The organism is Nonomuraea sp. NPDC051941, from assembly GCF_044593615.1.
This window is the reverse complement of sequence record NZ_JBIUCF010000009.1, coordinates 252,879-277,261: the sequence shown is the minus strand read 5'-3', so window position 1 is coordinate 277,261 and position 24,383 is coordinate 252,879. Positions and strand designations below refer to the sequence as shown.

General features: G+C 70.0%; 19 protein-coding genes. 14 read left to right on the top strand and 5 right to left on the bottom strand.

All coding sequences use genetic code 11. The annotated features are described in order from the left end of the window. Window positions 1-99: 99 nt before the first annotated feature. On the top strand, window positions 100-1,386 hold the full coding sequence (locus ACIHFD_RS18370) for an MFS transporter (RefSeq protein ID WP_397367916.1): 1,287 nt from the start codon (window positions 100-102) through the stop codon (window positions 1,384-1,386). Further along, complete coding sequence (locus ACIHFD_RS18365; protein WP_397367915.1) at window positions 1,383-3,473, top strand: prolyl oligopeptidase family serine peptidase; 2,091 nt, start codon at window positions 1,383-1,385, stop codon at window positions 3,471-3,473. Before ACIHFD_RS18370 ends, ACIHFD_RS18365 begins: the two co-directional genes overlap by 4 nt. On the opposite strand, the gene ACIHFD_RS18360 is transcribed toward ACIHFD_RS18365, so the two are convergent. Then, window positions 3,457-4,308, bottom strand: a complete 852-nt coding sequence (locus ACIHFD_RS18360; protein ID WP_397367914.1) for a BTAD domain-containing putative transcriptional regulator — start codon at window positions 4,306-4,308, stop codon at window positions 3,457-3,459. The genes ACIHFD_RS18365 and ACIHFD_RS18360 overlap by 17 nt on opposite strands. Before the next feature lie 303 nt (window positions 4,309-4,611). Between ACIHFD_RS18360 and ACIHFD_RS18355 the strand changes: the two genes are divergently transcribed. From ACIHFD_RS18355 to ACIHFD_RS18345, 3 genes are read left to right on the top strand one after another with little or no spacing between them, the layout of a single operon-like run. Further along, entirely contained in the window at window positions 4,612-4,929 is a 318-nt protein-coding gene (locus tag ACIHFD_RS18355) for a hypothetical protein (RefSeq protein WP_397367913.1), read from the top strand. 3 nt (window positions 4,930-4,932) lie between these two features. Then, window positions 4,933-5,211: a hypothetical protein gene (locus ACIHFD_RS18350; protein WP_397367912.1), complete on the top strand. Its 279-nt coding sequence runs from the start codon at window positions 4,933-4,935 to the stop codon at window positions 5,209-5,211. After that, complete coding sequence (locus ACIHFD_RS18345; RefSeq protein ID WP_397367911.1) at window positions 5,184-8,420, top strand: AAA family ATPase; 3,237 nt, start codon at window positions 5,184-5,186, stop codon at window positions 8,418-8,420. The genes ACIHFD_RS18350 and ACIHFD_RS18345 overlap by 28 nt, the downstream gene beginning before the upstream one ends. 262 nt (window positions 8,421-8,682) lie before the next feature. On the opposite strand, the gene ACIHFD_RS18340 is transcribed toward ACIHFD_RS18345, so the two are convergent. Then, window positions 8,683-9,285, bottom strand: a complete 603-nt coding sequence (locus ACIHFD_RS18340; RefSeq protein WP_397367910.1) for a dihydrofolate reductase family protein — start codon at window positions 9,283-9,285, stop codon at window positions 8,683-8,685. A 536-nt stretch (window positions 9,286-9,821) separates the two neighbouring features. Here ACIHFD_RS18340 and ACIHFD_RS18335 point away from each other — a divergent pair. The 3 genes from ACIHFD_RS18335 to ACIHFD_RS18325 all read left to right on the top strand — a co-directional run bounded on the left by ACIHFD_RS18335 (window position 9,822) and on the right by ACIHFD_RS18325 (window position 13,294). Further along, on the top strand, window positions 9,822-10,586 hold the full coding sequence (locus tag ACIHFD_RS18335) for a class I SAM-dependent methyltransferase (RefSeq protein ID WP_397367909.1): 765 nt from the start codon (window positions 9,822-9,824) through the stop codon (window positions 10,584-10,586). 374 nt (window positions 10,587-10,960) lie between these two features. Further along, window positions 10,961-11,734 (top strand): TIGR03084 family metal-binding protein, encoded by a 774-nt coding sequence (locus ACIHFD_RS18330; protein WP_397367908.1) that lies wholly within the window; start codon window positions 10,961-10,963, stop codon window positions 11,732-11,734. Window positions 11,735-12,034: 300 nt separating this feature from the next. After that, complete coding sequence (locus ACIHFD_RS18325) at window positions 12,035-13,294, top strand: SMI1/KNR4 family protein (protein ID WP_397367907.1); 1,260 nt, start codon at window positions 12,035-12,037, stop codon at window positions 13,292-13,294. Here the strand turns inward: ACIHFD_RS18325 and ACIHFD_RS18320 are convergent. Beyond that, complete coding sequence (locus ACIHFD_RS18320; protein ID WP_397367906.1) at window positions 13,264-13,461, bottom strand: hypothetical protein; 198 nt, start codon at window positions 13,459-13,461, stop codon at window positions 13,264-13,266. The genes ACIHFD_RS18325 and ACIHFD_RS18320 overlap by 31 nt on opposite strands. A 217-nt stretch (window positions 13,462-13,678) precedes the next feature. Between ACIHFD_RS18320 and ACIHFD_RS18315 the strand changes: the two genes are divergently transcribed. From ACIHFD_RS18315 to ACIHFD_RS18305, 3 genes are all read left to right on the top strand, one after another. After that, window positions 13,679-14,254, top strand: a complete 576-nt coding sequence (locus ACIHFD_RS18315) for a GntR family transcriptional regulator (protein WP_397367905.1) — start codon at window positions 13,679-13,681, stop codon at window positions 14,252-14,254. A gap of 14 nt (window positions 14,255-14,268) precedes the next feature. Further along, entirely contained in the window at window positions 14,269-15,741 is a 1,473-nt protein-coding gene (locus ACIHFD_RS18310; RefSeq protein ID WP_397367904.1) for a DUF4127 family protein, read from the top strand. 70 nt (window positions 15,742-15,811) lie between these two features. After that, complete coding sequence (locus ACIHFD_RS18305; protein WP_397367903.1) at window positions 15,812-18,241, top strand: pentapeptide repeat-containing protein; 2,430 nt, start codon at window positions 15,812-15,814, stop codon at window positions 18,239-18,241. 136 nt (window positions 18,242-18,377) lie between these two features. On the opposite strand, the gene ACIHFD_RS18300 is transcribed toward ACIHFD_RS18305, so the two are convergent. Next, window positions 18,378-19,628, bottom strand: coding sequence for a tyrosine-type recombinase/integrase (locus ACIHFD_RS18300; RefSeq protein ID WP_397367902.1), 1,251 nt, complete (start codon window positions 19,626-19,628; stop codon window positions 18,378-18,380). A 281-nt stretch (window positions 19,629-19,909) separates the two neighbouring features. On the opposite strand from ACIHFD_RS18300, the gene ACIHFD_RS18295 reads away from it, so the two are divergent. From ACIHFD_RS18295 to ACIHFD_RS18285, 3 genes are all read left to right on the top strand, one after another. After that, window positions 19,910-21,394 (top strand): alpha/beta fold hydrolase, encoded by a 1,485-nt coding sequence (locus ACIHFD_RS18295; RefSeq protein WP_397367901.1) that lies wholly within the window; start codon window positions 19,910-19,912, stop codon window positions 21,392-21,394. Window positions 21,395-21,423: 29 nt separating this feature from the next. Next, window positions 21,424-21,915, top strand: a complete 492-nt coding sequence (locus ACIHFD_RS18290; protein ID WP_397367900.1) for a hypothetical protein — start codon at window positions 21,424-21,426, stop codon at window positions 21,913-21,915. Between the two features lie 117 nt (window positions 21,916-22,032). After that, complete coding sequence (locus ACIHFD_RS18285; RefSeq protein WP_397367899.1) at window positions 22,033-23,763, top strand: tachylectin-related carbohydrate-binding protein; 1,731 nt, start codon at window positions 22,033-22,035, stop codon at window positions 23,761-23,763. A gap of 13 nt (window positions 23,764-23,776) precedes the next feature. Here ACIHFD_RS18285 and ACIHFD_RS18280 read toward each other — a convergent pair whose 3' ends face one another. Next, window positions 23,777-24,373: an HAD family hydrolase gene (locus ACIHFD_RS18280; protein ID WP_397367898.1), complete on the bottom strand. Its 597-nt coding sequence runs from the start codon at window positions 24,371-24,373 to the stop codon at window positions 23,777-23,779. Between the last annotated feature and the right edge of the window lie 10 nt (window positions 24,374-24,383).

Sequence of the window (24,383 nt, the reverse complement as noted above, 5' to 3'; positions counted from 1 at the left end):
GCGGATGCCGGCCGTCTTGCTTCCCGGTCCCGCGTTCCCAGCGTTCGCACCGGTCTGCCGCCCACGCTCGCCGGCCGGCCTGAAACTTCGGAGAATGGCATGACACGAGATTTCCGGCTCTTCCAGGGCGGCCAGGTCGCCTCGGCTTTCGGCTCGGTGTTCACGGTGATCGCGGTCCCCCTGGTGGCGGTGCAATATCTTGGCGCCTCACCCGCGGAGACGGGTTTCCTGGTCGCGGCGGGGAGCCTTCCCCTACCGCTCCTCGGGTTGTTCATCAGCAGCCTGGTCGACCGGCTGAGCTCCCGGCGGCGGGTGCTCATCGCGTGCGACCTCACGGTCGCCGTGGCCCTCGGCCTGACCATCGTGTCGATGCTCACCGGCAGGCTCAGCATCTGGGCGCTGGGCGCGCTGGTGTTCGTGATCGGCACGGTCGGCGTGATGGTGGAGACCCTGTACCTGATCTATCTCAAGACCATCGTGGGCACCGGCGACATCGTCAAGGCCAGGGCCCGGCTCAATCGCGGCGAGTACGTCGGCGGGACGCTCGGCAGGGCGCTGGCCGGCCCGGCGGCGGCGCTCGGCCCCGTCGTCCCCTTCGTGGTGGACACGGTCTCGCGCCTGATCAGCGCGGGCACCACCGCTCTGATCAGGACACCGGAGCGGCCGGCCCAGCAGGCACGGCAGGAACGCTCCTTCGCCCACGAGCTCGGCGCCGGGTTCAGGTCACTGTGGGGGCAGCCCTTCCTGCGCGCGCTCGTCCCCTTCCTCGTGGGCCAGCAGCTCGTCATGGGGATGACCCTCGCGCTGGTCGCGCCGTACGTGTTGAAGGTCCTGCACGTCCCGGCGCAGTGGTACGGCCTGCTGTTCGTGCTCCTCGGCGTCGCCGGGGTGACGGGGACGTTCCTCAGCGAGCTGCTCTCGCGGCGGCTGAACACCGAACGGCTCACGATGGTGGGCCTGATCGGCGGCGCGATCGGCACCGTGGCGCTTCCGCTGGCGGGCGGGCCCGTGCTCGTGGCGGCGATCACGGCGGGCCTGGGCATCGGGCTCCCGTACCTGTTCGGCGCGATCGCGAACGTCGGGCTGCTCGGCTTCGTCACGATCCGGATTCCCGAAGAGGTCCTGGGGCGGCTGTCGGTCAGCGTGCAACTGCTCACCGCGGCCGGCGCTTTCGCGGGGGCGCTCGTCGGCGGGGCTCTGGGGCAGCAGGCCGGGATCGTCCCCACCTTGTGGGTCGCCTGCGGGGTGTCGGCCGTCAGCATGCTGCTCCTGCTTCCGGTGTTGCGGGTCATGCGGGCGGGCGACGAGCGCACGCCGGACCACGCTCCCGCGGCGGCGGCCGCCGTTCCGGTCGCCGAGGGCGGCGACGCCGAAAGGCCCGCATGAGCGCGCGGGCCTACCCGCCGGCCCGCCGGGGCGAGGACTCCGACGTCGTGCACGGACGGGTGATCCCGGACCCGTACCGCTGGCTGGAGGGTGACGGCGCGGAGAGCCGGCGCTGGCTGCGGGCGCAGCACGAGCTGACGGAGGGGTATCTCAGGTCGTCCAGGCCCCGTCCGTTCTTCGCCGACCTGCTCGACCGGCTGATGACACCGGGGACGGACTCCGCACCGGTCTGGCGCGGGACTCGGGCGTACTTCCTCAGCCGCCGCCCCGGACAGGAACACGCCGCGCTGTACTGCAGGGACGACGGCGGCGAGCGCGTCGTGTTCGATCCGGCACGCCTCGGCGGGCCGGGAAGCGCCGGCGCCACGCTCGACTCCTGGTCTCTCTCTTCGACCGGCCGCCTGCTGGCCTGCCAGGTGTCGCGGGACGGCACCGAGCAGGGCGTGCTGCTCGTCGCCGACCTCGTCTCGGGCGAGATCGTCGACGGGCCGATCGGCGGCGTCCGGTACCCGACCGTCGCGTGGCTGCCCGACGAGTCCGCGTTCTTCTACGTCAGGCGCGGTCTCGACGAGTCTCCTGGCGCCGTACGGAGCGTGTGGCTGCATCGGGTGGGCCGCGACGCCCGGAAGGACACCCCGGTCTTCGGCCTGGGCGGCGATGCCAGGACGAGCCATCGGGTCGCGCTGTACCACGGTCGCTGGCTCGTGGTGTCCGCCAGGGTCGGCACGGCCCCGTGGAACACGCTGCACCTCGCGGACCTGACCGTCTCGCCGCCGGACGAACCGCGGTTCCTGCCGATCCCGCTCGCCCCGGGGGCGCTCGGCTTCGCGCGGGTGAGCCGATCCGGCGAGATCTACCTGCACACCACCGGCGCGGCACCGCGGGGCCGCGTCCGCGCCATGGCCGCCCGCAACCTGGGAACGACGGCCGCGAAGTGGGACGGCCGGTCCTGGCGGGACGTGGTGCCGGAGGACCCTGCCGCGGCGATCTCCGGATTCTCCCTGCTGGAGGACGACGGGACGAACGCGCCCCGGCTGTTCGTGGTGCGCACACGCGACGCGGCGTCGGAGGTCACGGTCTGGGACGGCCGGTCCAGCCGGTGCCTGGACCACGTCGCGCTGCCGGGCGCCGGGACGGTGCGCGAGCTCTCCGTACGGCCCGGCGCACCCGCCATCGCCTGGTTCACCTACACCGACTACACGACGGCGCCCACCGTCCTGCGGTACGCCGGACCTGCGGCGCGAACCGGCGCCGACCGGCGTACGACGTCCCAGGCGACGATCACCACGCGGCGGGAAAGCTATGTCTCGGCGGACGGCACCGAGGTCCGGATCTTCGTGATGGCACCGGCGAGCTGCGCGTCCGGCCCGGATCGTGTCCGGCCGGCGCTGCTCACCGCCTACGGCGGCTTCGGCGCGGCCGTGACGCCGTCTTTCGAGCCGAGCGCCCTGGCCTGGGTGGAGGCAGGCGGTGTGTTCGCCGTCGCGTGCGTGCGGGGCGGGGGCGAGCAGGGAGCGGCCTGGCACCGTGCCGGCATGCGGGGGCACAGGCAGAACGCCTTCGACGACTTCCACGCGGCAGCCGAGTGGCTGATCGGCGAGGGCTGGACGAGCGGTGACCGCCTCGGCGTGATCGGGGCCAGCAACGCCGGCCTGCTGGCGGCGGTCGCCGTGACCCAGCGCCGTGAGCTTTACCGCGCCGCCGTCTGCATCGCGCCGCTGGCCGACATGGCGCGTTACGAGCGCTTCGGGATGGGACCGGCCTGGCGCTTCGAGTACGGCAGCGTGGACGTGCCCGCCGAGCTCGACTGGCTGATGGCGTACTCGCCCTACCATCACGTCGTCCCGGGCGAGACGTACCCGTCGTGCATGTTCGTGGTGTTCGAGCACGACACGCGGGTCGATCACATGCACGCACGCAAGATGGCCGCCGCCCTGCAGCACGCCGCCACCGGACCGGGAACGGTCCTCTTCCACGTCGCCGGCGGCCTCGGCCACCAACCCCGGTCCCGCGGCAAGGGGGTGGCCGTGGGCGCCGACGCGCTCGCCTTCCTCGCCGTGGAGACCGGCCTCATGCGCAGTCGGTGATCGCCACCGGCGGGCCTGACGACAGGCGGAGCAGCATCCGGGGGTCGGTGACGCCTCGCAGCACGCCCGCCTCGACGTGTCGCAACCCTTCCCCTGGCTCGATGCCGAGCTCGTCGATCAAGGTGCGGCGAGCCCGGTGATAGGCGCCGAGCGCGTCCCCGGGGCGGCCGGCCGTACGCAACGCCACGATGAGCAGCTCCCACAGCCGTTCACGCAGCGGATGCTCGCCCACCAGACGCTCCAGACGGCCGACCGCCGTGTCCGTGACGCCCGCCGCCAGGCTCGCGGCGAACTCCCCCTCGTACGCCTGGAGCCGAAGCCCCTCCAGATAGCCGATCTCGGCCAGGGCCCAACCGTGCACCTGGCAGTCCGACACGACGTTCCCGCGCCACAGCGCCAGCCCCGCGCGCAGACTCCGCGACGCTTCGGCGAACCGCCCCTGCGCCGAGAACCGCAACCCCGTCGTCACCGACTCCTCGAACCGTTCCCCATCGACGTCCACCGCATCCGCGCGCAGCAGGTATCCGGGGGCCTGCCGCCGGATGGGCCGCTCGCCGCGATGCCGGGACAGGTCCGCGCCCAGCTTGGCGATGTGAGCGTGCAGCGTGCGTAAGGCCGTGGGCGGAGCATCCTCGCCCCACAAACCGTCCACCAGCTGTTCGGCGGTCACGACCCTGCCCGGGCTGAACGCCAGCAGCGCCAGCAGGCTCCTGCGCCGCGGGGGCAGCACGAGAGGGCAACCCCCACGCCGGACGTCGAGCGGGCCGAGCATCTTGATCGTCGAAGGGCCGGCCTGGTGACCACCAGGCTGGTCGAACGGACGGTACAACACCATGGACACCCTCCGATGACTGGTTCCGATGAGCGCGTCAGGCGGCGGCGAACACCGCGGACAGCGGTCACACCGGGGATCGCCGGGAGCCACCCCCGGTCCACCGACCTGACTCCCTACAGGTCCGGCGTTCCATCGCGTTCCTCCGCGTTCCTCGGCGTTCCTCCGCGTCACCACCGGTCGGCACTCCGCATCCGGCCTTGATCGGTACCGCCAGGACGACTACCCTGATCGCCGTTCTGCCGGAAGGCGGGGGCCGAGCTGCTCGACCACACCGCCATGGAGTTTGGGACTGACTGACTGACGATGAGCGCGGAAGAGGATTTCAAGCAGGTCGGCGCCGAGCTGGCCGACCTGGGTGTACGGATCTCCAGGATGATGGGGAGTCCCGCGCTCAAAGATCAGGCGGGGAAGGTGTTCGCGAGCCTGCAGCGCGACGGCGCGATGGTGTTCCGGCTGGTCAGGGACACCCCCGAGCACGCAGCCGCGCTCCAGCTGGCCGGCGCGTCCCTGTTCGACCCCTCGGGGCAGGGCAGGGCGATGAAGGACTGGGTCGTCGTGCCCCACTCCTCGGCCGAGACGTGGACGGATCTGGCCGAGGCCGCCCTCAGCCGCCCACGCTGATCAATGGTGGCGGCGGTCTTCGAGTTCGACTGGACCGTCTGCTACCCGCGGCTGGTCTCGGACGGCACGCTCTTCGACGCGATGCGGGTCGCCACCGCGCTCGGCACGCCCGACCGCGACTCGGCGACGGTGGTGGCCGGCTGGGTTGCGTGCCTGGTCGGATCGACGTTTGACGGGTTTCTGGGCAGGGTTTGGACCGGTAGGCTTGTGCGCTACAATTCCGCGTTCGACGGCTGGTCAGCCGACGATCTGTCATGTTCCCGGGGGTCGGCGTGGCCTTGACAGTTCATCCGGTCCAGCCTGACGACGAGGGGCGGCCGGTCGGTGGCGTTGGTTTGCGCCTGCAGGTCCTCGGCCCGTTACGGGTGTGGCGGGACGGTGTCGAGCTGGATACCGGTCCCCGGCAGCAGGCGTATCTGCTGGCCTTGCTGCTGGCTCGGGTGGGCAGGCCGATCAGCGCGAGCGAGTTGATCGATCTGATCTGGGGCGACGGCGTCCCCAGCAGCGCGCTCAACATCATCCAGAAGTACGTCGGCGCGTTGCGGCGGCTGCTCGAACCCGCGATCCCCTCCCGTAGAACGGGCTCATACCTGCACCGCCGCGGCAACGCCTACCTGTTCACGGCGCCTTCCGGCATGTTGGACCTGGTCGCCTTCCGGGAGCTCGTCGAGACCGCGAAAGAGGCCCTCGCAGAGCATCGTCACGAAACGGCGCTTGATCGCTACATCGAAGCGCTCGGCCTGTGGCAGGGCCGTGCGGGCGACGGATTCACGCATGGGCCAACCGCGTTGCCGATCTTCGCGGCCCTCGACGACGAGTTCCACGCCGCGTGCGCTGCAGCGGCCGAACTGGCGATGTCGCTGCGCCGGCCGGTGCCTGTGCTGCCGGCGTTGCGGCTGGCCGCATCGATGGCGCCGTTCCATGAACCGGTGCAGGCCGGCCTTGTCGCCATCCTCGGGGCCGCGGGACGCCGTGCGGAGGCACTGTCGGCGTTCCGCACGGTCAGCGACTGCTTTGCCGACGAGCTCGGTGTCGAGCCCGGCCCGGAGCTGCAGGCCGCATATCTGCAGGTACTGGCGCAGCCTCCGACGTCGCCGGTCGTGACGGGTGCGGACGTCGGGGGTGACGGCGCGTCGGCGCGAGCGGCGGCCGGGTTGGTCGGCCGGGCCGAGGAGCTCGCCATCCTGCGGCAAGCCGTCGAGATGGCACTCACCGGCCACTCGGCGCTCGCGATCGTCGAAGGCGAACCGGGCGTGGGCAAGACCCGCCTGCTGCAGGAAATCGCCGCCGAGGCGAGCCGGCTCGGCCCGTTCGTGGTCTGGGGTTCCTGCTTGGAAGGTGATGGAACACCGCCGATGTGGCTGTGGGAGCAGGCGCTCCGTCCGATCCTCGACAGCCTGCCGGCGCCGTTGCGGGAGAAATGGCTCGCCAGTGATCTCGGCGGCCTCCTCGAACCGCGAAACGACAGCGCGGCCGCGCCAACGGTTCCTGACAGCGGCGCCCAGTTCCGCCTGCTCGAACAGGTCGTCACCGTAGTCGGGCAGGCCTCGGCGCAACGGCCCACGCTGCTGATCCTCGATGATCTCCAATGGGCTGACACCGCCTCGCTCCAGCTGTTCGGCCACCTCGCGGCCCGGCTACCCGCCGGCACGGTGATCATCGGCGCGCTCCGTGATCGCGCACCCGTACCCGGCTCTGACTTGTCGCGGGTCCTGGCCGCGGCCAGTCGGCTGCCGGATCACCGCAGGATCCGGCTCGGCCCGCTCGGCTTGACCGAGGTGACCGAGCTCATCCGCCGCGAAATCGGCCAGGACCCGGGCGCTGATGTCGCCTGCGGCATCCATACCCGTACGGCCGGCAATCCGTTCTTCGTCCGGGAGCTGTCCCGGCTCCTGAGCGATGGCGGCTCGCTGCGCGAGGGCGAGGCAGCAGTGCCGGCTGGGGTACCGGCCACCGTACGAGACGTCATCCGCGACCGGATGGCCGGTCTCGACGACAGCGCTCGCGACCTGCTGCATGTCGCCGCGCTCATCGGCCGTGACGTGGACCTCGCCCTGCTCGCCGCCGCAGGCGGCGTCGAGGTCGCGGACTGCCTCGAACGCCTCGAACCGCTGCAGGCGCTCGGTCTGCTGGAAACCAAGCCGGAAAGCCCGCACTCGCTACGGTTCGCGCACGACCTGGTCCGCGAGTCGGTTACCGAGACCACGACGCGGCAGCAGACCGTCCACCTGCATCTGCTGGTCGCCGACGCCCTCGAACGCACCCATGAGGACGACGAGTCTGTCGCCGAACGCCTCGCCTACCACCTCTGGGCCGCGGGCCCGCTCGCCGACCCGGCTCGCACCGCGCAGGCACTGGCCCGTGCTGGGCGCCGTGCGGCGACCAAGCTCGCGTTCGCGGACGCCGCTCGGCACCTGGAATCGGCCGCCCAGATCGCGCGCACGGCCGGCCTGCGGGACCTGGAGCTGTCGGTGCTGTCACTGCTCACCCTTGTTGCCAGCAGGCACGGGGGATACGGCGGTTCGGCGTTCGACCTGCTGGAGCGGGCCGAGTACCTGGCCCGCATGCTCGGCCGCGAGACGGAGGCCGTCCACTTTCTGTTCGTTCGGCTCGTCGGGGCCTACACCTCGATCGAGAAGGACCGTGGGAGGTGGGCTCACCGAGTGTACGAGCAAGGACAGGCGTCCGCCGACCCGACCATCCAGGCGTACGGTCGGCATGCCTGGGGCCTGTACCAGTGGGACATCGGCAACATCGGCGAGGCGTACCGCTTCTTCAGCGCGCAAGGCCACACCAGCCCGCACCCTGGTGCCGGCGACCTCGGACCGTGGAAGGTGCCGAATGAACGGATCGGTTGGCTGGCCGTGATCACCGCGCTGCACGGCGATGTCGAGACGGCTCGGTCCGCGATCGACAAGGCGTACCTGGCCGACGAAGACCTGTTTGCGATGTCGGTCTGGGCCTATTACCACACCATGGCGGCCTCGATGGCCGGTGACGCGCGATGGGTGATGTGGGCGGCCGAGCGGTGGATCGCGGCCGGCGCCGACCGCTCCGGCGTCGCGCACGAGCACTACATCTGGCTGGACTGGCACTGGGCCTGTGCACTCACCGGCGACGACCCGGCCGGCAAGGCGGCAGAGGCCGAACAACTCCTGGCCGCGACCCTCCTCGACCCGCCGCGATGGGGCATCGCATACCACTACGGACTGATCGCCGAGATGTGGCTGGCTGCCGACATGCCCGACGCGGCCGCAACCGCCCTCGACCGAGCCGACCAGGCCCTCACGACCTACGGCCAACGTTTCGCCGAAGGGCTCCTGCTGTTGCTGCGCGCGCGCCTGCTGCACGCCCGCGGCGAACCCGTCGACGTCGTGCGAGCCGCCGCCGAAGCAGCCCGCGCCCGATCGGACGAACGCGGGGCCTACCTCTTCGCGCGCCGCTCCGAGCGGTTCCTGGCCGAAATCGACCAGGAATCGCCGGACATTTGATCGCGCGCTGGACGGTGGGCTGAGCCTCTGATGTTCGGGCGTGTCGAGACCGACAATGAGCGAGGTCTCCGGTAGGTGGCTGACCAAGAAAACCGGAGACGTCGTGACCACCATAGCGGTGACGAGGCGGTACGACCTGACCGACGCACAGCGACCCCGAGGGCAACGAGTTCTGCGTCCTCGCCCCATCCTGCCACGGAGCCTTGACCACACCCCGACACGTCATGGGCCATGGCCTCGGGCGGGTTGGGGGTCCAGGTCGTCACGTTGCATACTGCGGGCGTCCGGTGGGCCGGTAGACCTGGAGCGTTATGCCCTTCGGGAAAGCGCGCGAGTCGACCAGGTCGAGCGCCATGTCCGGGCCGGAGTCGGGGAACAGCCGCGTGCCCTGCCCGACGACCACCGGGACGATGAGCAGATTCATCTCATCGACAAGGTCGTTCTCCAGCAGCCAGCGGATCAGTCTGCCGCTGCCGTGCACCTGCAGCTCACCCCCCGGTTTGTCCTTCAGCTCTGCGATGGCGGCCGCGACGTCTCCGGACAGGACGGTCGTGTCCGCCCATCGCGGTTCGGTGAGCGTGGTCGATGCCACATATTTGGGCCGCGTGTTCAAGGCATCCGCGATGGGGCCGCTGCCCAGATCCATCGTCCCCCAGTAGCCGGCAAAGAAGTCATACGTCCACCGGCCGAACAGGAACGCGTCGGCACGCTGGTAGATCTGGTTGACGAGCGTTCCGGCCTGGTCGTCAAAGTGCCCCAGAGCCCACCCGTCGCGCTTGAATCCGGCCATGCGCTCCTCCTTCGACGGGCCGTTTCCCTGCATCACCCCGTCGACGGAGACTTGCGTGGTGGTCGTCAGTTTCATGATCGTGGTTCTCTTTTCGCTGGTCTGGTCGACGGCCGGTTCGACCGGCCCACCGTACTGATTTCACGGCTTGTAACGCTGGTAGCGCCCTCGGCTATCGGACATCAGGCGACTTCGTGGCCTGGACTGGTTGTTCACCTGGCACGGCTTCAACCTCGCCGCCCCCGGGTGCGGTGGGAGGTGGAGATCGTCGACCCTGCCGCCTCCTGGTCACGGCCGCCGTCGACCGTTATCTCGACCGGACCGGGCGCCAGGACCGGTGACGAAGCCGTCCAGGAGAACCGAGTTGGCCGCGATGACTTGGTTCATGACCTTCACCTTGTGCTACGAGCTCGCTGGCGAACAGATGCATATGTCACCCGGCGAACAGTGAATTCCGCCAGTGGTGCCCTGGATCGAGTGGACACCGACTGCGGATTCTTATGCCTCCGGTGAAGGAGCGCCGGGATCAGCGGCGCACTTCGCCGCGCCCGCTCGGCGCGGTGACCCGAAAAAGCAGTGGCCGCGCGGGCTCGGGGCCACATACGTTCGCCGCCATGATTGACGCAAACTTCGGGCATCCGCGCCTCGCCGCCATCTACGACCCGCTCGATCCGGACCGCAGCGATCTCGACGCGTATCTCGCGATGGCGGAGGAGTTCGGCGCGCGGTCCGTGCTGGACATCGGGTGCGGTACGGGCGTGTTCGCGCTGCTGCTGGCCGAGCGCGGGATTACGGTCACCGGGATCGATCCCGCGCGGGCGTCCGTCGACGTCGCGCGTGGCAAGCCGGGCGCGGAGCGGGTGCGCTGGCTCGACGGCGACGCTGGGGACCTGCCATCCATGCAGATCGACCTGGTGACGATGACCGGGAACGTCGCCCAGGCGATCGCCGATCCGCAGGCATGGCGTACGACGCTGCGCGGCGCGTACGAGGCGCTGCGGCCCGGCGGGCGGCTTGTCTTCGAGACGCGCGATCCGGCGCGGCGCGTGTGGGAGGAGTGGGCGGAGTGGACCCGCGAGACCACGTACCGCATGACGGACATCCCGGGTGTCGGGCACGTCGAGACCTGGGCCGAGCTGACGGACGTGAGCCTGCCGCTGGTGAGTTTCCGGGGTACGCACGTGTTCGCTGCGGACGGGGACGTACTGACTTCGGAATCGACACTTCGCTTCCGCGAACGTACGGAGATCGAGCGGGACTTGCACGAGCACGGCTTCGTCGTTGAGGACGTACGCGACGCACCCGACCGGCCGGGCAGGGAGTTCGTGTTCGTGGCGCGGCGCGATACCGCGGAGCCCGTCCCTCCCGGAATGCCCTAGGGAGCGGCGAGATCAACTCGCTCGCCAGTTGAAGCGCCACGTCACAATGACGGCTGGTCGTTCGCTGCGGTCACCGGAGGGAAGCGGGCTGACCGCCGAACGCCAGGGGTTTCGCGAAGGGTTACGGCTCCAGGCCGCGGAGCGGTTCGCTCGGGGTGAGGCGAGTGTGCTGATCGCCAAGGACCTGCGGTCAGCGTCCGGTCGGTGCAGCGGTGGCGGCGGACATGGAACGAGGGCGGTTCGCGGTCTCAGGGGCCGGCGTCGCTGCCGAGGCTCAGCCAGATGCAGCCCTCAGATAGCCTGACAACGCTAGATCAACTTTACCCGTCCGAACGGGACAAACCCGTTGCCGTCAATGTGTGAAGGTGACACCGATGTTGAACTACGGCCTTGATATGTCCGGCATTGAGCTCGACGTTGCTCTGCCCGACTTGGTGGCTGAAGGGGATGAGCTCGACGCCCTGATATCAGCGCAGGCCGACTGGTCGACGCCTACTCCGGCAGCGGGGTGGACGATCGCCCACCAGATCGCTCATCTTGCTTCAGCTGATGCGAACGTTCTCATCGCTATTCGGACCCCGGAGGCGTTCGACGCTGTGCTGAAGCAGGCGGAGGCCGCGGGCAGCCAATACGCTGATCTCGACGCCGCCGCGGGAGCGGCCAAACCGCGATCGGCACTGCTGGAGCAATGGCGCGCCGGTCGAACCGAGGTGGCGGCGGCACTACGTGACGTTCCGCTGGACCATGGGTTTCCGTGGTACGGCTCGCAGTTGACCACAGCGCTCATGGTGCCGCTTCGACTGATGGAAACGTGGGCTCACGGGCAGGACGTTTTCGATGCGCTGGGTGTCTCACACCGTCCGACGGGTCGGCTCCGGTATGTGGCCTCGTTGGGAGTGGTGGGGCGAGAGCTGTCGTTCTACGCTGCCCAATTGCCTGTTCCGGCAGAGCCGTTCCGTGTCGAGCTGACCGGTCCCGACGGCCAAAACTGGGCATGGGGCCCAGAAGATGCCGCGCAACGGGTTCAGGGCAGTGCCCTCGACTTCTGCCTTCGAGTCACCCACCGCAGGTCCCGAGCCCAGACCGACCTCACGGCGGTCGGCGATGATGCGCAGACGTGGCTTGACATCGCTCGCGTTTTCCTCTGACGCCGGGCGCGGCCCCGGCCGGGGCCGCCCCGTCGCAGACCGGGCGGCACTGCGTGGTGCGCATCTCGCACGACGCCGAGACGACCTGCCACGCCGGCTTTCGCAAGGCGATCGCGGGCTCATCACCGACGCCCCTGACGACGCCTCCAGACCGCCGCGCTCGAACAGCTCCGTGACTGCCACGAGCGCACCGGCATCGGCCTCATCCTGAATGGCCTCTGTGGCGCGAGTCGGTGTCGCCGTACGGCTCCCCATGCACAGGGACGTACCTGTGCGAGGGCGGTGCTAAGTTGCGGTGGCATGGCGACATCCTCCCGGCAGAAGCCGCCGTCCCTTTATGTGATCGATGAGGACTTCGTTCCGCCCGATCGGGGTGACGAGCAGGAAGGGCCTGCGTATGCGGTTCACGCTGGTGATCCGGACGAGGCCGTACGGCTCTTCCACCACTACCGGCGGCTGATGGCGCAGATCCTCGGATACGAGGAGGACCTCCCCGAGCCCGCGAGAGAGGAGGACCTCGCCGCGGTGGAGGAGAAGCTCGGCGTTGTCCTGCCTCCAGACCTCCGCGCGCTGTACGGCATCGCCGACGGCGACGGTGACCTCGTCAACCCGCTGTTCGACCGGCACGAGTGGCTCCCTCTTTCCGAGATCGGCGAACAGGATGACGAGTGGCTCGACATCGCGCAGGAATGGCAGTACGAACCCTGGCGCCAGACGGTGTTCGATAACGAGCCCCCGAATACAGTCCGCAGGTCGCCGCTGCGTCAGGGCTGGATCCGGTTCGCGTTCGACACCGGCGGCAACTGGCTCGCCGTGGACCTGGATCCCGGGCCGAACGGTCGTCCAGGACAGGTCATCAAGGTCGGAGTCGACTACACGAACGGGCCGACGTACGTCACCGACTCGGTGACCACGTTCCTGCGCCGTCTGGTGGAAGCGCTGGAACGCGGTGACTACCGCCATCACGACAGGAGCCTGTGGATCGACGCGGACCTGCCGGATCTGCCCGGCGAACACTCCACGTACAGCGACAGGCGGCCCTCCCTCGCGCAGGCCATGCAGGCCGGTCCACATGTGCAGGAGGTCCGGGTGGTCGAAGTGGAGAATTGCGCGTTCCTCGCCGCGGTGCCCGACGTGTGTTCGCTGGCGCTGTCGAGCAAGGGTTCGCCCGACCTGACCCCACTCGGCGGCCGTCCGGTGGAGTATCTGGAGCTCGATGTGGAGTCGCCCGACCTGACGGCGCCGGCCCGAAACCGGGAGCTGCGTTCGCTGTCGGTCACCTGCGCGCGGCCCGTCGTACTGGCTCCGCTCCGTACGGTGCCGAACCTGTGGGCGCTGGACATCGCGGCGGCATCCGTCGCCGACATCACCACGGTGACCGAGCTGAAGGGACTGCGGTACCTGGAGGTGACCCAGGACCAATGGCGGGAGCTGTCGGAACTCGACGACCTGCCGCCGCTGGCCGTCGTCGGCATCCACCCCCGCCGCCCCGAACGCGAGTGGCCGCTCTCCACAGACTGGGTCACCGTTCATGACGAGCCGCCCTCGTCAACAGCCTGACCCAGTGCCCGGATGGGCCGCTGAGCAGGAGACGCGTGATCGCCGCTCCAACGAGTACGCCGGTAGTCGTCCATGAGCAGGTGAGGCGGCCGGTGGTCGGCGAGGACCGCGACGGCGGCGCAGGTGTCCACGAACTCCTGGACGGCGGCGGCGACGTCCGCCGTCAAGGAGCGACGGGCCACGATGGCCGTGCGCGGTCGTAGCCGGGGGAATCCTCGGCCGTCCACGCGGCTGGTCCGGCTAGGTGGTGCGCACCTCCACCTCGTCGGTGAACGACCAGGCGCTGCCGGCCGGCTCGACGGTGATCCGGACGTAGCGGGCGGTGGTGTTCAGCCCGAGGAGACGGTACGTACGGGCCTGATCGGTCGGCTCACCGTGCGCCGGGTGCTGGACCAGCTCGAGCGGGAGGGGCGGGTCTACCGGGTCCAGGGGTCCGGCACGTTCGCGAGCGAGCCGCGCATCCGCAAGTCCGTCGAGCTGACCTCCTTCAGCGAGGACATGCGCTCGCGCGGCCTGCGTCCCGGGTCGCTCGAGGTCGGCTGCGAGCGGATCCCGGCGGGCGCCGACATCGGCTACGCGCTGCAGATCAGCCCGTCGTCGCAGGTCCTGCACATCCGCCGGGTCCGCACCGCCGACGACGAGCCCATGTGCCTGGAGCACTGCTACCTGCCCGGCGAGCTCGTGCCCGACGACCTGAGGCCGGAGGAGCTGCATGGCTCGCTGTACGAGGCGCTGTCGGCCCGCTACGGGCTGACCCTGCACCGGGCCGAGCAGACGATCAAGGCGACCGTGCTGGATCCGGACGACGCGCAGGCCCTCGGCGCGCCGCCGTTCTCCCCTGCCTTCCTGGTGCAACGCACCGGCTTCGACGCCCGCGGCCGGGCCATCGAGCGCGCCGACTCGCTCTACCGGGGAGATCGCTACTCCTACCAGCTCACCATCTACCGCGACCCCCAGTAGGAAGTCCCACCGCCATGCACATCGCCCTGCTGCCCCTCGACGAGCGCCCGGTCAACACCCGCCTGCCCGCCGACGTCGCGGCCATCGCCGGCGCGCGGCTCAGCCTGCCCGACGCCGGGCTGCTGCCGTCCATGCGGATCCCCGGCAAGGCCGGGCCGCTCGGCGACTGGCTGCTCGACCAGGACGTCGACGCCGCGGTGGTCTGCCTGGAGACGCTGGTGCACGGCGGCCTCATCCCGTCCAGGACCAGCGCGGACGACACACTGACCGTCCTCGACCGGCTCGGCGTGCTGCGCGCGCTCCGCCGGGCCCGGCCCGGCCTGCCCGTCTCGGCGGTCTCGCTGGTCACCAGGGCCAGCGACAGCTACCACGGCGACGAGGAGCCGCCCTATTGGCCGCGGTTCGGCCGCGAGCTGCACGCGTACGGCGGGCTGCTCCACCGCGCGCACCTGGCCGACATCACCGGAGACGAGCCGCCCGCCGACGAGCTCACCGGCCGGATCCCCGCTGAGATCCGGGCCGACTTCGAGCTGCGCCGCCTGCGCAACCACGTCGTCAACCTGGAGGCCCTGCGGCTGCTCGCGGAAGGCGTCGTCGACCCGCTGCTCATCACCGCCGACGACACGGCCGTGCATTCGGCGGGCTCGGTCGAGCAGGGCTGGCTGCGGCACTGGGCCCGGGCCCTCGATCCGGCCGGCACCCTGCTGATGTACCCGGGCGCGGACGAGGTCGGCGCGGTGCTGGTCGCCCGCGCGCTCGCGGCCCGGCACGGCCGCCCGATCCGCATCGGCGTGGTCAGCGGCGACCCGGCCGGGCTCGACGTCGTCGCCGCCTACGAGAACCTGCCGGCCGGCGCGGGCGCGCGACGGCAGATCCTCGCCGCCGGCGCCCAGGTGGTTTCCGCGGACCAGGACGCCGACGTCGCCCTGGTCCTGCATACCCCGGACCCGGCCCGTACCGACTGGTTCGGCAACCCGGCCGGTCCGGACCCCGCGGCGGTCGCGGCGACGGTTCGCGCGGTCCGCGAGTCCGTCGTCCCGGTCGCGCTGGCGGACGTCCGTCACACCAACGGCGGCGACCCGGACCTGATCACGGCGCTGCAGGCGGAAGGCCTCGTGGACGGTCTGGTGGCCTACGGCGGCTGGAACACCGCGGGCAACACGATCGGCTCGGTGGTCGCCGCGGCCGTGGCGACCGTCGTCGGGGACAGGGAGCACACCCTCGACCGCACGGCCGCCCGCCGCCTCCTGCTGCACCGCCTCACCGAGGACTGCGGCTACCAGGCCGTCGTCCGCGCCACCGGCCCCGACGCCGCCGCGGCCCGCGAGCGGCTCCAGCCGATCCTGCACGGGTTCGATCCGGACTGGACGATCGAAGACGTCACGTTCCCCTGGAACCGATCCTTCGAGATCGACTTCACGCTGGTACGGCGGGGCGGCCCGCACAATCGCTCGGCTCATTTCAGAGATCGCCTCAGAGATCGCTGACGATCAAGTAAGCTCACCCGAATTCGGGGGCTTGATCAGTCAAATTCGTCGTGCCTGTTGGAGGACGATCGTGAACGGGGAAACGAACATGAGCCCGGAGGTGCGGCGGCTCGGATCGCCTGGCCTGGTCAGGCAGTCGGACCTGCGGGCCGCGCTGACCATGCTGGCCGCAGGTCCGGCCGGGCTCGTGATCACCGGGGGCGCGGGGGCGGGCAAGAGCGCCCTGGCTCGCCAGGTGCTCGGGCGGCTTCAGGCCGATGGCTGGGGAGCGGCCGCCGTGGTGGGCCGATGGTCTCCGCAAACGCTGTTCCGAGGTGTCACAGAGGCCTTCTTAGGTTGGGGCGAGGAGCTCTCCCCGGAACAAGCGCGCATCATAGGGACCCTCGGCCTGGCTCCGTCGGACGACGCCATGTTGGACACGACCTGCCAACTCCTGAAGAGCTTCCCCCTCGTCCTGCTCTTCGACGACCTGGGCCAGAACCTCGGCGGCACGGGCTACCTGGATCCCGGCTTCGGCGAGGTCTTCGACCGACTGTGCCAGGCCGCCGACCGGGGCCGGGTGCTGGTGACCAGCCGGACGCCGCTACCGCCGTCGACCGCGGGCAACCGGCTCGGTGTCCTGCGGCTCGACCCTTTGGACCTCACCGCGGGAACCGAGCTGGCAGCCGGACTGCCCTTCCTGTCCACAGTGGATCCGGCCACCCGCGAGCGAGTGGTCCGCGCGACCGCGGCGCATCCACGGTCCCTGCAACTGGTCGACGCCTGGCTGTCCGCAAACCCCGAGAGTGCGGGGGCGCGGCTCGCGGCCGTGACTCAGGGGGCCGCACCACTCGACCTCATCATGGGCGAGCTGACAGGGCAACAGCGAGAGACCCTGCTCCAGGCCGCGATCTCCACCTTCCCCGTCACCGCGTACGACCTGGCCGTCGCCTGCGACACCAGCAAGCCGGACCGGAGGGAGCGCCCGAAGCCCAAGCGGGCGGCGCTCGACAGCGTGCAGGCCACCGCGGCCCGGCTCGCCGAGCTCGGGCTGCTCAACGCGTGGGAGGGGTGGGACGGGGACACCGTCTACTTCGCCGACCGCTGGATCGCGGAGATGCTGGCGCCGCACCAGGGCCCGGCGATCGCCGACCGTCACGAACGCGCCATGAACATGCACTACAGCCGGACGCACGGCGACGGCACGTTCGACGACTACGTCGGGGTCTGCCGGCACCTGGTAGCGGTCGACGGGATGGGTGACCTGACACACTTCGTCCTCGCCGTCATCGAGAGCCTGGAGCCAGACTTCGAGTACGCGGGGATGGCGCTCCTGGGAGAGATCGCGCCGTACGTGTCGGCGGCCAACGGCCATCACCGTCCCATCCGTGACAATCTGGTCGCCATGTTGATCCGGCACAACTTCCCGCGCGCCGCGCGAGAGGTGGCCGAACGGTCGCTGTCCGCCGTCAAGGAGTGGGCCGTCACCCACCCGCAGCGCGACGAGGCCAGGTTCTGCCTCGGCGCCGCGTACGACACCTGCGGCCAGGCCCGGTTCGCCGACGGCCAGTTGGTGGCGGCCGAGGCCGTGCTCACGGTCGCGGTGGACATCTACCATGAGCTCGCGGCCGAGCACCCGACCTTCATGGAAGCAGACCAGCGGCTCGCCGACTCGTTGCAGCACCTCGGCGAGGTGTACCGCGCGCTCGACCTGCCGGAGCACAAAGACAAGGAATACGAGATCTGGGCCGAGTGCTCTGCGATCCGTACCCGGCTCTTCCAGGCGAATACGAGCCCGGAAACAGCCATGGAGGCCGGCCTGGCCTTCCGGCGCCTCGCCGACCTGGCCAAGGGCAACGGCGATCGGGACAACGCGCTGAAACTGCTGAGCACCCGCCTCGCGATGACGGAGGCGATGGCGGACATGTATCCGTACGATGAGGAGCTCGCCGCGGAACTCGCCGGCGCGAGGGAGGACGTCGCCGCGCTCGACGCCTACACCACCGACGGTCCTGAACGGGTGGGGCATCTCGACGGGGAGGCCGGCGTGGCGACGGTCATCGGGATCCTGAGGCAGGGGCCGTTCGCCTTCAATCAGTGGCGCGCCGACAACGCGGAGGAGGAACTCGATCTTTCCGGCGCCGATCTGCGCGGATTGGACCTCGACAAGATGGTCTTCGCCGGTGCCAACCTCGCCGGCGCGGATCTGTCGCGAGCCTCCGCCCGCGGCGCCATCTTCTCCGGCGCCGACCTGACCGGCGCCAATCTGGCCGGCGCCGACCTCACCAGGGCGGGGTTCGGCTTCAGCGAGATGGTCAACGCGACCATCGCCTTCACTCGGCTGGGCAGTGCGATGATCCAGCCGGCGACCTTGACCGATGCGGTATTCACCGGTGCGATCCTCGACCACACTTCGTTCCGTGAGTGTGATCTGGACGGTGTCGACCTGCGGGGATGCGACCTGAGCACGCTGGATCTCAAGCGCTCCGGCCTGGACGGCGCGATCACCGGCATGCCGTAGCACCGCCTGGTGACGGCGGGATCGCCGCCCGGTCTCTCGCTACGGACCCCGATCCCGCGGCCGGTGCGCCAGAAATATCGACCTCCAGCATCGCCGCGGTGGTCTCGCGGGTGCTGCGGCGGGACGGTGGCGGCCTTCACGCGTCGTCGAAGTCGGCTTCGAGCTGGTAGGCGACGTGCCCGCCGAGGTCCTGGTCGGGATGGTTGTACCGCAGCGTGGTGGCGATGCTGGCGTGCCGGGCGGCGGCCTGCACCTTGTCGGGTGCGATGCCCAGGGCGAAGGCGTGGGTGATGTACGTGGAGCGCAGCATGTGCGGGTGCAGCTCCGCGGCGCGCTCGGCAGGGATGCCGCCCAGCCGGGCGGCCTCGCGCAGCGCGTCACGGGCCCACCAGCGGTCGATGGGCCACCCGTCGCGCTTGCTGAACAGCAGCTCGGTGGCGGCGCGGCCGGTCAGCAGCGGTTTGAGCAGCTCCGTGGCCAGCGTCGGCAGCGGGAGCAGTTCCTCCATGCCGCCCTTGTTGCGGAAGGAGACGGTCAGATGCCGGACGCCGTGGAAGTCGACGAGCGTGCGGATGTCGCCCACGGTCAGCGAGAGGAGCGAGCCGCTGCGGGTTCCGAGCCCGGCCAGCATGGCCACCGCGGCGGCCGCGTCCGGGCGGGTCTCGGCGAGCGTGCGCGCCCCTTCACGCACCTGCCCGGCCTCCATCTTGGACAGCGGGAACGTGCGGCCCCCTCGGGGCGTGGGCGGCGGCTCCACGTACATGGCCGGGTTGTGGTCGTTCGCACGGCGGCGGTGGGCGTACTTGAAGAAGGAGCGCAGCGTGGTGATGCGCTTGGCGACGGTGTTGGCCGCCAGCGGGGTGCCGGGCTCGCGCACGCCGTGGCGCAGCCGTCCGTTCAGCGCGTCGTCCTTGTAGGCCTGCAAATGGTCCTCGGTGACGGCCAGCAGCCCGGGCGGTCGTCGTTGGCCGTCCAGCGTGTTCAGCCAGGCCAGGAACCCGGACAGGGCGGCCAGGTAGGTGCGGCGGGTCTCGGCGGTCTTCAGGCTCTGCAGCCAGGTCGCCGCCGCGTGCCACGCGACCGGGTCGAGAGCGTCGACGCGGTCGACGTCGTGCCCGGCCACCTCGCCGCGATCGCCGCGGTGGCGGCGCGGCGACAGCCCGGCGATCTCGCCGACGCTGCGCACCAGCGCTCTCGGCGGCGGCGCGACGTCCTGGTCGGGTACGCGCATGGCGGGCGCGGGCAGGCCGGGTTCCGCCGTGGCGTGGCCGGTGGGGCCGTGCGCGGCGTCGCCGGGCCGGAGGATCGCCGAGGGCTGCAACGGTTCGGCGGGGTCGGGGCGGCGGTGGGTTGGGTGGTGTTCGCCGGCGGCGTCGTTCGGGGTCATGGCATGTTCACCCGCCCTACCTGGAGCATCTGGCGATCCTATATTGATGATCGTTTCTGGTGCACGTCGAAGGCCAAGCGGTCACCATGATCTGAACCTCTCCCGGCCACTCTAATAATAGAGCACGCGCTCCGAAATGAGGTATCTTGTGAGTTACCCATTCTGACCGGAGCCATTACCAAAAGTAATGAGGCCGCGGCAGGACAACAGCGATCTGGGACAGGAATTCCATGCGAAAAGGGTTAGTCAGCGCTCTCCTGGCGGGTGTGATGCTCGCTACCGTGACCACCACGGCCGCCTCGGCCAAACCGGACCCCCAGCCGGCCGCCCCCGCCCCGGTCAGCTGGGCGGCGTGCGGCGACCATGGCGGCGAGTGCGCCACGATCAAGGTGCCGGTCGACTACGCGACCCCCTCGGGCCCGACCCTTGACCTGGCGATCGGCCGGCTTAAGGCGCTCAATCCAGCCAAGCGGATCGGCGTGCTGATCGTGCACCCCGGCGGGCCCGACGCCTCCGGGATCAACCCGTTCATCCTCCGCAACGCCATCCCCGCCGAGAGCGCGCTGCGCCAGTACTTCGACCTGGTCAGCGTGGACCCGCGGGGCGTCGCCCGGAGCAACCCGATCCAGTGCGACCGGGACCTGGTGGAGCAGATGCCGGCCACCTACCCGGCCGACAAGAGCGAGTACGAGGCCTGGCTGGCCTACAACGCGAAGCTGTCGCAGAACTGCCGCGAGCGCACCGGCCCGGTGTTCGACCACGTGGACACCACGAGCGCCGCCCGTGACGTGGACGCCATCCGCGCCGCACTGGGCGAACGGCAGATCAGCTTCTTCGCCATCTCGTACGGCACCCAGGTCGGCCAGCAGTACGCGGAACTGTTCCCGCGCAACCTGCGGGCCATGGCGATCGACTCGAACATGGACCACAGCATCACCTCCGCCTTCCGCTACCTGCAGACGACCACCGAGGACTTCGAGGGCTCGTTCAAGGCGTTCGTCACGTGGTGCGGCGAGACGCAGGCCTGCCCGCTCAACGGCGAGAACGTCACGGCGATCTGGGACGGGCTGCACCGCAAGGCGGCCGAGGGGACGCTGAAGGACCCCTCCACCGGTGATCCGATCACGGCCGAGCAGCTGCGCATGTTCCTGTTCGACGGCATGTACGACCCGGCGGGCAGCTGGTTCGAGGTCGCGACGACCCTGAAGGCCCTCGATGCCGGCAAGCCCGCCACCCTCCGCGCCTTCGCCCTGCCGAAGGCGGAGACCGTCAGCTACGCCTACCCGGCCATCTGGTGCTCCGACTGGAAGTGGCAGATCAGCAGCTTCAGGGAGCTCGACCAGTACCGCAAGGCGCTCGAGGCGCTCTACCCGCACACCAAGCTCTCACCGTTCTGGTCGGACGTCGTCTACTGTCTGGGCTGGCAGGGCAAGGTCACCAACCCTCAGCACCGGCTGGACATTTCGGGGGCCCCGCCGGTCCTGCTGCCCAAGGCCCGCCGCGACGTCGGCACCCCGGCGGCCTGGAACTACGCCGCGGCCGCGCAGATCCCCAACGTGAGGATCCTCGAGTACGACGGCGTGGGCCACGGCCAGTACCGCAACAGCACCTGCGCCCGCAACCACATCGAGACCTACCTGACGAGCCTGAAGCTGCCGCCGAACGGCACGCACTGCGCTCCCGAGTACCCCTCGCAACCGCCTGCCTCCGTGCGCCGCCCCCAAGAGGAGCGACCGCTCTCGGTGACCGGCCGACCCCTGCACTGAACTGGTTGACGTCGAATCAGGAGTTTGACATGTTCCGCAAATCTCTGTCGGTTGTGCTTGCGACGGCCTCCGTCATGGCCCTGCAGGCGCTCGCGTCAGCGCCGGCGAACGCGGGCGCGTACGGCTGCACTGGATCACTGGTGCGCAGCTGGCCCCTGCCGCTGAAAGACGCGATAACCAAAAAGACCTACTACCGGAGTGACATCAAGCTCTACTACGACGCGAGAACCGGCTGGAACTGCGCCGTCCTCGCCAAGCGTCCCGGCCTCGCGCGGTACGGCGTGCGCACCCCGATGGACATCTATATGGAGAACGACCTCATGGCCGACGACTACGTGAAGAACGTGAAGGGCAAGAGGGACTCCGATGGCGGGAGCTTCAAGTACTACGCGGGTCCGGTGAAGGTCTACGGCAAGAACCTCTGCGTGACCATCAAGGCCCAACACAGTGACGCCGAGGACAACGGCGGCAAGCCCACGTACAACGGCCGTCTCTGGCTCCTCAGGGTGGCTTGCCACTGAACCACCGATCCGGCCTGCGGGCGCGGTCGGTGGCAGCCTGGCCCCGGGGACATCCGTGAGATCATTTCCTACGATCAGCCCGGCGGCGTCGAGGCGTGAGATCGAAAGGTTGCGGACATGCTGCGTACACATCCGGCCGTTCTGGCCGCGGCAATCGTCGGAGCTTCCCTGCTGTCCACGCTCAACCCGCGACCTGCCGTAGCCGCCTCCGCCCTGACCTGCTCGGCGGTCGTGCCGGTGTACGGCATCGATGGCGGGGGGAAACTGCGCTGGTACGGCCACCGCGCCGGCGCCTCCGGCGAGGATTCCTGGGTCGCCGACAGCGGCAAGGAGATCGGCTACGGCTGGAACACGCTGGCCAAGGTGTTCTCCGGCGGCAACGGCGTGATCTATGCGGTCGACGGCGACGGGGACCTGAGATGGTACCGTCACCTGGATCCGGCGACCGGTGAGCGCGGCTGGGCTCCCGGCGAGCGCACGGTCATCGGCCACGGCTGGGGCGACTTCGTCGACATCGCGTCGGCCGGTTCCGGGGTCATCTACGCCCTCGACAAAGCAGGCGACCTGCACTGGTACCGCCATCTTTCGCCGACAACCGGCGAGGCCCAGTGGGCACCGGGGAGCGGCAAGGTCATCCGCTCGGGCTGGACAGCGATCACCACCCTGATGACCGGACGCGACGGCACCCTGTACGGCGTGAACACCAAGGGACACGTCCGCTGGTACGACCACACCGATCCGGTCGCGGGCGGCACCACCTTCGGCCCGGGCACGGGACTGGTGGCCGGCGAGGGCTGGCAGGATTACCGCAGCCCGTCCGGCGCCGGAGCGGGAGTCGTCTACGCACTCGACGCGTCCGGCCGGATGTGGTGGCAGCATCATGCCGACCCCCTCGCCGGGGCACCGGTCTGGCAGGACCGCCGCCCCTTGAAAGAAGGATTTACCTCCTTCACCACCCTGTTCGCCGACGCCACCGCCTGCTCGCCGGGACAGTCCTTCACTGGTTACTCCCCCGGCGGATCCGGCCAGAGCCTCTACTACAGCCAAGGCCGGGTCGGCGCTGTCCTGACGGAAGGCGCCCGAACCGCCGTCACCTACGGCCGGCAACGCAAGTTCGCCGAGACAACGACCGAGGCGACCGTCTCGACCCGAGCCTGGGTCCGCCTGCTACCCGGCCCGTGGTCACCCTCGGCGCCATGGGCGGCCTCATGGCCGGCGGCCAACATCGCCAGGACCGACGAGGATCTGCTGGACATCGCCACGCAGTACCTCGCGGATGCCCCCTCCAAGGTCCGCGACGGCCTGCGCTACGCGGGCGACGCCCACTACGGCCCCTTACTCCCGGACGGCACCCGGGAAGAGGGCTCGGACTTCAACGACTACCTCGGCCTCACCTGGACCTACGACGACAAGATCGACCCCCCGGAAGCCCGCCAGTTGGAATCGCTGGACTGTTCCGGTTTCGTCAGAATGGTCCTTGGCTACCGCGGCGGATACCCCCTGGGCATCGGCGACACGCTGAGCAAGTCCGCACTCCCCCGCCGAGCCGTACAAATGGCCGATGAGAACGCCCCGGGGGTCACCGTGGTCGACGGTGGAACGGCCAAACCCACGTCCTACGCGGAGCTGCAGACGGGCGACCTGCTGTTCTGGGACGCCAGCACGGACGACGGCACAGCCCTCGACCATGTCGGCATTTATCTGGGAATCGACTCCACCGGCAAACACCGGTTCATCTCCAGCCGCAAAACGGTCGACGGTCCTACGCTGGGCGACGAAGGCGGCCCCTCGACCCTCGACAGCGCCACGCTCTACGACCACTCATGGCGCAAGGCCAAGCGCGCCTGACCTCTGCGGTCCGTTACGAAGTCGCAGCTGGGCCGAGGGCCGGCCGTACGTCGATGACCCGCATGCCCGCAGCCAGCGCCGCGGCCGCTCCCTCATCGGTGTCCTCATAGGCCACGCAGTGCGCCGGGTCGACCTCCAGCCGCTCGGCGGCGAGCACGTAGACATCCGGAGCGGGCTTGCCGTACCGGACATCGTCGCGGGTGACGACCGCGTCGAACAGCGGACGCAGGCCCGTGGCCCGCAGCCCCTCCTCCACTCCGCGCCGCGAGCCGCCCGACGCCACCGCCAACGGCACCCGCCCGTGGTGGGCTCGGGCCACGGCCGCCACCGGCTCGTGCGGCTCCACCACGCCGACGAGCCGGCTGTAGGCGTCGAGCGCGGCAGCGCGCACGGCGGCGTGGTCGAACTCCCGTCCGGTCTCCGCCGTCAGCTCGGTCATCAGGGCATCAGCGGGTAGTCCGGTGCGGGCGCGATACCACCCGGAGTCGAGCTCGATGTCCCACTTCCCCAGCGCCGTTCTCCAAGCGCTCTCGTTGGCGGCGGCCGTGTCGAGGAGGGTGCCGTCACAGTCGAAGATCAGAGCGGCGTACGGTGGATCCGGGTTGAGCATGGGCACACCT

What these genes read in the sequence shown, in the direction of transcription:
- ACIHFD_RS18370 (WP_397367916.1), top strand. Translation starts at nt 100, where the DNA reads ATGACACGAGATTTCCGGCTCTTCCAGGGCGGCCAGGTCGCCTCGGCT.
- ACIHFD_RS18365 (WP_397367915.1), top strand. Translation starts at nt 1,383, where the DNA reads ATGAGCGCGCGGGCCTACCCGCCGGCCCGCCGGGGCGAGGACTCCGAC.
- ACIHFD_RS18360 (WP_397367914.1), bottom strand. Translation starts at nt 4,308, where the DNA reads ATGGTGTTGTACCGTCCGTTCGACCAGCCTGGTGGTCACCAGGCCGGC.
- ACIHFD_RS18355 (WP_397367913.1), top strand. Translation starts at nt 4,612, where the DNA reads ATGAGCGCGGAAGAGGATTTCAAGCAGGTCGGCGCCGAGCTGGCCGAC.
- ACIHFD_RS18350 (WP_397367912.1), top strand. Translation starts at nt 4,933, where the DNA reads ATGGTGGCGGCGGTCTTCGAGTTCGACTGGACCGTCTGCTACCCGCGG.
- ACIHFD_RS18345 (WP_397367911.1), top strand. Translation starts at nt 5,184, where the DNA reads ATGTTCCCGGGGGTCGGCGTGGCCTTGACAGTTCATCCGGTCCAGCCT.
- ACIHFD_RS18340 (WP_397367910.1), bottom strand. Translation starts at nt 9,285, where the DNA reads ATGAAACTGACGACCACCACGCAAGTCTCCGTCGACGGGGTGATGCAG.
- ACIHFD_RS18335 (WP_397367909.1), top strand. Translation starts at nt 9,822, where the DNA reads ATGATTGACGCAAACTTCGGGCATCCGCGCCTCGCCGCCATCTACGAC.
- ACIHFD_RS18330 (WP_397367908.1), top strand. Translation starts at nt 10,961, where the DNA reads ATGTTGAACTACGGCCTTGATATGTCCGGCATTGAGCTCGACGTTGCT.
- ACIHFD_RS18325 (WP_397367907.1), top strand. Translation starts at nt 12,035, where the DNA reads ATGGCGACATCCTCCCGGCAGAAGCCGCCGTCCCTTTATGTGATCGAT.
- ACIHFD_RS18310 (WP_397367904.1), top strand. Translation starts at nt 14,269, where the DNA reads ATGCACATCGCCCTGCTGCCCCTCGACGAGCGCCCGGTCAACACCCGC.
- ACIHFD_RS18300 (WP_397367902.1), bottom strand. Translation starts at nt 19,628, where the DNA reads ATGACCCCGAACGACGCCGCCGGCGAACACCACCCAACCCACCGCCGC.
- ACIHFD_RS18290 (WP_397367900.1), top strand. Translation starts at nt 21,424, where the DNA reads ATGTTCCGCAAATCTCTGTCGGTTGTGCTTGCGACGGCCTCCGTCATG.
- ACIHFD_RS18285 (WP_397367899.1), top strand. Translation starts at nt 22,033, where the DNA reads ATGCTGCGTACACATCCGGCCGTTCTGGCCGCGGCAATCGTCGGAGCT.
- ACIHFD_RS18280 (WP_397367898.1), bottom strand. Translation starts at nt 24,373, where the DNA reads ATGCTCAACCCGGATCCACCGTACGCCGCTCTGATCTTCGACTGTGAC.